The following is a 5,526-nucleotide window of genomic DNA, read 5'->3' on the forward strand; positions in this document are numbered from 1 at the left end:
ATTTCTGTGTCTACTATCTTGACAGAGGTCCATAATCGTATTTGCAAGCTCATTCTCCATATTTTCCAGTTGATCCGGACAGCTGAAAAGGTGCAAAGTGAGTTTCCAGATGGTACTGGGGTGGGAGCGTAGCCGAACCCATACCGCAGCCCGAAGGATGAGGAACGGAAGTCGGGGTGTGGTTTTTAAAAAGCCGTTGCTCCCACAGTACTTCGATCAAGGACCGGGCCTCGATCGGAGTCAGATCCGGTCTGGAAATGGAGCCGGCTCCCTCATTCCGGTTTGACCCGCATTACCGCTTTGCCCGCCGCCATTCTCAAGTACGTAACCCTGTGATTTTGCAAACTCGATCAGATTCACCTGATCGGCTGATCTAATTTGCTCTTTGGTAAACAGGGTGTGTTGTGTCATGGAAGCATCCCTCCATTCGTTGTTTGGGAAGGTGGAAAATCGTATAATATAAGTAGTAATTTGGAAAGGGGTAGATGGGATGTCTTCAGATGTGAACCCGGAAACGGTGCATCAGCGGCATGATACTCCTACCGTTATTTGCTCTCCAGTAAAAAGCTTTTCGTTGAACTGCTCCGTTCTTTCATCAATAAAGGCTGGGTGCAAGCGGTAAACGAGGAAGTACAGGAGATTCCACATTCCTTCGTGCTGCAGGACTTTAAGCGCCAGGAGGCGGATCTCGTCTACCGGGTGAAGCTGAATGGCCAAGATGTTGTATTTTATTTGCTCTTAGAGATGCAATCCACTGTGGATTTTCGGATGCCGTATCGGTTACTCTTGTATCAAGTGGAGATTTGGCGCTATTTATTGCAAAATGAAGAGGACGCTTTGTCTAACAGGAAAACATTTCAATTGCCGCCGATTGTTCCGATTGTGTTGTATAATGGAACGCAAAAGTGGTCAGCGGCGGAGCTGGAGCTCCGCAAGCTGCTTGCTAACGAGAACCTGTTTGGTTCGGAACTGCTCAATTTTGAATATTTGCTTATAGATGTTGCACGATATACAGAAGAAGAATTATTGGCGTTGTCGAATGCGATAGGCTCCGTTTTTCTGCTCGATCAGACCGAAGACCAGGAGCAATTATTGAATCGTTTCGGCAAACTGATGAATACGATTCAGCAAATGCCGGCAGATAGTCAGCAGAAATTCGTGGCTTGGATGGCGAACATTTTGTTGCAGAAACTGCCAGAGAATGAGCCCAGCTTGCAGCAATTTATCCAGAACGTGAAAGGAGATGCTTCATTCATGGGACTGGAAAAAGTCTTTGATGATATTGAACGCAAGGGTCAACAAAAAGGTAAAGAAGATGTGGCTAAACAGCTAATCCGAATGGGGATGGATGACTCATCAATTGTTCGAGCTACTGGTTTTTCTGTCCAAACCATTGAAGATTGGCGTAAGCAAGCCTACTAAATTCCGTTCCTTTGGAGCGGTTTTTCCTTTTTCAGGGGTCATGCTCCATTCCTTTGCATTCCCCCAAGTCTTCAGCTTGTTGTTCATCTTCCGCTTCATCCATTACTGAATGCTCCTGCAGTTCCTTAAACTCCAATGCGGAGTTAATCTTAGACTGCCGCGCTACGAACTGACTTAGGCGATCTTCAAATTCAAAAGGCTTCCCGATTTCTTTCCTCGCCGTTTCGATCTGGCGGAGAGTATCTTGTTGATGCTGTCTGGTTGCCTCTATCCTTGAAGGGATTTTATCCAGCAGATTCTCAAGCCTGCTAATTTTACCTAAAACCGAATCCCCAAGCTCGACCGTGTAGGTCGCCGTTCCTTGCAGATGGAGTTGTACATGTTTAAAACCGGGGCGGGACAGCAAAATATCGAAGCCTTTGAATTATTCCAACTTTATAGCTTGATGCTCCAGTTCAGTTACTTTGGATATGAGAAGCAGCACTTCTCCTGCTTGGGGACGGTCGGCATAAACCGTACCATCCAACGTGATTGAAAATTCCTGAAGCCGATGCTGTTCTGCGAGCTTCCAATCCGCCTGATACTACTCCAGTTTTTCCGCACAGGAAGCCAGCACTTGCGGGTAATGCTGACTGAACTGCCGTTCCAGCATGACTTGCTCGTTATGCCAGTTTGTTTTGAGCAGCTTGAGGCGGATGACTTCATTGTCCACTTTCATTTTCTCCGCCGACATCGGTTTGCCCACAGCAACGGCCTTCATCTCAGCCGCAGATAATACCGTTTCATCGGCATCCTGACACGAGCGGGAAATGCTTCTGCCGGTCATGGCTGCCTTCGGGCGTAATCCAAGGAAGAAACGACCTCGCCAAACAGCTGCCCAAGTCGAGATTTCAGGTTATTCTCAAATAAGACTATTTGCTTGATGCTCCAGTTGTCGCCTTTTCTTTTTTCATCTGCTTTAATCATGCGGGAGACGTTACGGATTTCATCCTGCAGGAGCTGCTCCTGTCGCTCACGGGAGATGGGGATTGCTGAATTAAGTAATATATATATAATAGTTATATATGAAATAAGAAGGGAGTTTTAGCTTGGGAGAAAAGAAAGTTACATGGCTAGAGCTCTTTTATGATCTGATATTTGTGGCCGCTTTTTCGAAATCAACGCATGTTTTGCTTCATGTTGAAGCGGGGTATATTCATTTAGAGTATTTATTAAAATTTGTCTTAATTTTCATCCCGATCTGGTGGGCTTGGGTTGGACAAACGATGTTTATTAATCGCTTTGGAGAGGACTTTTGGCATCAGCGGATGTTTTTGATTTTACAAATGTTATTTGTACTTATTATGACATCCAGCCTGTCGGTAGATTTTGATCAATACTATATCCCCTTCCTTACTGGTTATGTTGGACTTAGAGTCATGACAGCGGTCCAATATCTCGTTGTTCTGAGGTCAGAAGTAAAAGGAAGTCGAAGAAACACAGCACACTATTTGGGGACGCGCTTTTGGTTTGGAATCCTTATTTCCGTATCTTCTCTCTTTTTTGAATCATGGATTCGATATGCTGCGCTGTATGCAGGTATTATTGTTGAAATGATTGTACCCCTTGCGGGACGCAAGCATTTGATGAAATCGCCGACCCATACGGGGCACTTGTTGGAACGCTTTGGTTTATTGACTCTAATTCTTTTTGGCGAGACAGTCGTCAGTACACTTTCAGTGCTGCAGCCGCAAAAAGGGGACTGGGACTCCATCTCGTTTTCAATCCTAGCATTTACTCTGATTGTCTCTATCTGGTGGCAGTATTACGATAATGTGGAGAAGAAAGTGGACAAGTCGGTCCAAACCGCCGGCCAAACTGTTATTTACGGGCATCTGTTCATTTTAATGTCCTTGAGCATGATTGCCTCGTCTATACAGCTATTGTACTTGCAGGAGGTCCATTATTCATTTATCCTGTATTATTTATTTGGTTCAGTGTTCATTTATTTCATTGCTACTTCCCTTGTCTTCCATAAATACAGGTATGAGCACCAACGGTTAAAAATCAATCATCTCGGGCTGTTCACAGCGATTTTAGCCGCTTTTCTAGCGATCAATCTAATTCTAGTCGTTCCAAACATCATAATCCTGGCCCAATTAACTCTGTTTTTTATCGTCTATGCTAAAATAACAACAACTTAGACTAAACCAAGAAGAGGAGAGCAAGGATGAGCGAAAACAAACTTACTATCACAGCCATATGTGGAAGTCTTCGTGAAGGTTCTTTCAATAAAAGGGTGCTAAAGGCAATGGAAGAGCTTGCGCCTGAGCATTGGGAAATTCATCACGTCGACATATCGGCGATTCCACTGTACAATGCGGATATCGAAAGTCAAGGCGATCCACAGTCTGTTGCTCAATTTAAAGAAAGCATTCGAAGAGCGGATGGAGTGTTGATCGTCACTCCCGAATATAACATGGGAATTCCGGGCGTTTTGAAAAACGCTTTGGATTGGGCTTCGCGTCCGGTCAAAAGCTCCGTGCTTATTCAAAAGCCTTTTGCCATTGCAGGAGCGACACCAGGGAACGGGGGAACAGCACAGTCACAAGCACAGGTGAGGCAGACACTGCTTGCCATGAATGCCTATACGATGCCAGGGCCGAAAGCTCTCATTGGCAGCGTTCACGAAAAACTGAATGAAACTACTGGGGAGTTGGACGATGAAGCAACGCTCCGCCATTTGGAAAAATTTCTGATAGCTTTCGAACAATGGATCTTAATCTTTAAGCAATCTCAAAAGTGAAAGGTGTGAAGGAATAATGAGTCAACAGAAATTGTACTACGGTAAAGATATTGAGGTTATGTTCAATTCGGAGATATGCACGCATTCCGGTATTTGCGTAAAGGGGTTTCCTGCCGTTTTTGATTTAAGCAAACGCCCGTGGGTTAATCCTGATGCCGCTCCTGCGGAGGAAATCGCCCGGCATATCGACAAATGTCCAAGCGGAGCACTGACGTATAAACGTTTAGACGGAGAAAATTCAAAAAAGGAAGAGGAATGAACATGCATATTGTAAATCATGATACAGCTAATAAAAGATTTCTTATTCGAGACAACGGCGCAATTGCTGCCGAAATGACGTATGTAATCTCAAGTCCGGAACTTTATATTGTTGATCATACTTTGGTGGACAATGCATACCGGGGACAGGGGCTTGGCGACAAGCTTTTCATAGCAATGGTGGAATACGCGCGGGAAAACGGGATTAAGATTGTACCCTTATGTCCCTTTGCCAAGGGAAGATTCGAGCATTACTCCGAATACGCGGATGTTCTCAATAAATAAAAATCAGTACCCAATGAATCCTCCCTCACATATAGATATTAGGCAAATAACTATGTCAGGGAGGAAACAAGTATGTTCTACTCAGCGCCGTGGGTGGCAGATCCGCGGTATCAATCATCGTTTTATCCAGCGGAGGGTGTCTATCCAGGAGTTTACCCCTACAGTTTTCACCATGGGCAGATAAATGGCATTCCTTATGCGCAACCGTTAGTCCCGTTGTTAAGGAGTGAAGCTGTTCCAGTGCAAAGCTCTGCATGTATTAGCAAGGCAGAGGCTGAATTAAATCAAGTCTGGCGGACGCTCTGGGAGCAGCATGTGGCATGGACGAGAATGCTTATCATAAGCATTGCGGCGGGTTTGCCGGATGAGGCGCTGGTGACTGAACGTCTTCTCCGAAATGCTCCGGACATGGCTGCCGTATTAAGACGTTACTATGGTGACGAGGTTGCCGCACGATTCAGCGCTTTAATGAAAGATCATCTTGTGTTGGCGGCGCAACTTGTTAAAGCGGCCAAGGCCGGCGATAAGAAGGCAGTCTCAGAAACGGAGAAAAAATGGTACGCCAATGCGGATGAAATCGCCGCTTACTTAAGCAGCATCAACCCAAACTGGCCAAAGCGGGTCTTGATGAAGATACTTCATGAGCACTTGCGGCAGCTCAAAGATGAAGCTGTTTTCCGGCTATCCGGAAATTATAAATCCGATATTGAGATATACGATCAGATTGAGAAGCATGAGTTAGAAATGGCGGATGCCTTTACGGCTGGGGGAGGAAA

The 5,526-nt window shown here is 45.3% G+C and carries 9 protein-coding genes; 6 read left to right on the top strand and 3 right to left on the bottom strand.

What is annotated here, in order from left to right:
* Nucleotides 1–240: 240 nt before the first annotated feature.
* Nucleotides 241–411, bottom strand: a complete 171-nt coding sequence (locus tag L691_RS31725) for a hypothetical protein (protein WP_156934133.1) — start codon at nt 409–411, stop codon at nt 241–243.
* 138 nt (nt 412–549) lie between these two features.
* On the opposite strand from L691_RS31725, the gene L691_RS27580 reads away from it, so the two are divergent.
* On the top strand, nt 550–1,422 hold the full coding sequence (locus L691_RS27580; RefSeq protein ID WP_232229072.1) for an Rpn family recombination-promoting nuclease/putative transposase: 873 nt from the start codon (nt 550–552) through the stop codon (nt 1,420–1,422).
* Nucleotides 1,423–1,453: 31 nt separating this feature from the next.
* Here the strand turns inward: L691_RS27580 and L691_RS0102275 are convergent, their stop codons facing one another.
* On the bottom strand, nt 1,454–1,828 hold the full coding sequence (locus L691_RS0102275; protein WP_025688517.1) for a hypothetical protein: 375 nt from the start codon (nt 1,826–1,828) through the stop codon (nt 1,454–1,456).
* Between the two features lie 177 nt (nt 1,829–2,005).
* On the bottom strand, nt 2,006–2,248 hold the full coding sequence (locus tag L691_RS0102280; protein WP_025688518.1) for a hypothetical protein: 243 nt from the start codon (nt 2,246–2,248) through the stop codon (nt 2,006–2,008).
* Between the two features lie 262 nt (nt 2,249–2,510).
* Between L691_RS0102280 and L691_RS0102290 the strand changes: the two genes are divergently transcribed.
* The 5 genes from L691_RS0102290 to L691_RS32425 form a co-directional block, all read left to right on the top strand.
* The gene (locus tag L691_RS0102290; protein WP_025688519.1) at nt 2,511–3,605 is read left to right on the top strand and encodes a low temperature requirement protein A; all 1,095 of its coding nucleotides are present in this window, start codon (nt 2,511–2,513) and stop codon (nt 3,603–3,605) included.
* Between the two features lie 26 nt (nt 3,606–3,631).
* Entirely contained in the window at nt 3,632–4,207 is a 576-nt protein-coding gene (locus L691_RS30985) for an NADPH-dependent FMN reductase (protein WP_025688520.1), read from the top strand.
* Nucleotides 4,208–4,223: 16 nt separating this feature from the next.
* On the top strand, nt 4,224–4,466 hold the full coding sequence (locus L691_RS0102300) for a (4Fe-4S)-binding protein (RefSeq protein WP_025688521.1): 243 nt from the start codon (nt 4,224–4,226) through the stop codon (nt 4,464–4,466).
* Nucleotides 4,467–4,468: 2 nt separating this feature from the next.
* On the top strand, nt 4,469–4,750 hold the full coding sequence (locus tag L691_RS0102305; protein WP_025688522.1) for a GNAT family N-acetyltransferase: 282 nt from the start codon (nt 4,469–4,471) through the stop codon (nt 4,748–4,750).
* Nucleotides 4,751–4,822: 72 nt separating this feature from the next.
* Nucleotides 4,823–5,526: LysM peptidoglycan-binding domain-containing protein (locus L691_RS32425; protein ID WP_198022958.1), on the top strand; the 704-nt coding region annotated here is incomplete at its 3' end.

It is taken from the genome of Paenibacillus zanthoxyli JH29, assembly GCF_000520715.1.
GTDB classification, from domain to species: Bacteria; Bacillota; Bacilli; order Paenibacillales; family Paenibacillaceae; genus Paenibacillus_AQ; species Paenibacillus_AQ zanthoxyli.

What these genes read in the sequence shown, in the direction of transcription:
- L691_RS31725 (WP_156934133.1), bottom strand. Translation starts at nt 411, where the DNA reads ATGACACAACACACCCTGTTTACCAAAGAGCAAATTAGATCAGCCGAT.
- L691_RS0102280 (WP_025688518.1), bottom strand. Translation starts at nt 2,248, where the DNA reads ATGACCGGCAGAAGCATTTCCCGCTCGTGTCAGGATGCCGATGAAACG.
- L691_RS30985 (WP_025688520.1), top strand. Translation starts at nt 3,632, where the DNA reads ATGAGCGAAAACAAACTTACTATCACAGCCATATGTGGAAGTCTTCGT.
- L691_RS0102300 (WP_025688521.1), top strand. Translation starts at nt 4,224, where the DNA reads ATGAGTCAACAGAAATTGTACTACGGTAAAGATATTGAGGTTATGTTC.
- L691_RS0102305 (WP_025688522.1), top strand. Translation starts at nt 4,469, where the DNA reads ATGCATATTGTAAATCATGATACAGCTAATAAAAGATTTCTTATTCGA.